Raw genomic sequence first — 1312 nt, forward strand, 5'->3', positions numbered from 1 at the left:
AACTCTTCGATACTTTTGTGTGGTTCTAGCTTTAACAATCTCGGCATGGCGATCGCCCAACTCTTACTATTCATCCCTTAATTTATCAGGTTTAATTTTTTTATACCGATGCTACCGGATTTGATATAATTCCTTAATTCCAATATCGACACCAATTGTAGGTCTTTGTGCTTCAATACTTGGTTTCTCAACTTCATATTTACAGCGCTTTTCATTTAAGTAGACTACAAAATTCTGTTGGTGCGCGGGAGTAGGGAGTATGGAGTAGGGAGTAGGAGAATGCTTTGGCCACTGTAGTCTATCTATTTGAAAACCGCTATAATAGCTATAAACCATTGATCGGCAGTACGAGAAATCACACAATTATGTATTGCTGTTACAGGTAATGGTTTGGCAAGACGCACCCAACCTATTGAAGGTAATGTAAGACGAAGGTTTTTCAATCAACAAAATTGGGATGGTTCAAACTGATAAATATACACCATCCGATACTATTTTGCTAACAATTGTTAACAATGCACAGTAAGATTAACTTACTGAGGGGGTATCTCCCAATGTGGTAGAAAATTTTTCTACCACGCTTTTGATCAAAATTCCACGCGCTCCGTTTAAGTCGCGATCAAGGCGAAAACCATCGTTACCAGTCACAACTTTTTTGCCACCTAAATTGTTGAGGATTTCACCAGTCCAGCTAACGGTTTTGCTAGTGTAGGCTTCACTTACATCTACAACGACTTTGTTGTATTCAACAGCTTTATGCTTTAAGAAAAGCTCAAACCTATAGTGTGCCCAGTTCAACATTTGTCTCACTGATTTACTTCTGAGTTTTCTGCTTGATTTGGTTGTCATCTGAGAAACTTCAAAAGTTGGCAGCAGAATTACATCAAAGTTTTGAACCAAAAATAAAGCTGTTTTGTGGTGCAACTCATCTATCAAGTTTCTAATTTTTGACCTCATTCGATTAGCTGCTTTTTTCATACGCTGCTTGGTTTTAGATTTAGCTTGAGTCAGCCTAGAAATCAAATCATCTAAGTGATAACAAAGTCTCTGAATTTTGCCAATATCGCCAGAACCTATCCAACCAAAACTATTTTCTGAAAATAGCGTTAAGAAGTTTCTCACTCCAGGGTCTAATGCTACAACCCGGCCTTGATTTTCAGCCGGATGTTTTGGTGCATCAACTGGCAAGCAAAGGTAATATTGTCCTCGAGCAACAACTATTCTGCAATCTCCAAAAGTCTCAGGTAATAGCTCAGAAAATTTGAGTAACCCAAGCTTAGTGTGGTAAATACCTTTTGTTGATACTGCCGAT

The 1312-nt window shown here is 38.3% G+C and carries 2 protein-coding genes; both read right to left on the reverse strand.

The features are described from left to right. Positions 1 to 302: 302 nt before the first annotated feature. Positions 303 to 443, reverse strand: coding sequence for a hypothetical protein (locus F6K13_RS33590; protein WP_205127210.1), 141 nt, complete (start codon positions 441 to 443; stop codon positions 303 to 305). Positions 444 to 528: 85 nt separating this feature from the next. Next, the coding region (locus F6K13_RS33595; RefSeq protein WP_287289996.1) for a transposase at positions 529 to 1312 on the reverse strand (784 nt) is incomplete at its 5' end.

It is taken from the genome of Okeania sp. SIO2B9 (assembly GCF_010672505.1).
GTDB classification, from domain to species: domain Bacteria; phylum Cyanobacteriota; class Cyanobacteriia; order Cyanobacteriales; family Microcoleaceae; genus Okeania; species Okeania hirsuta.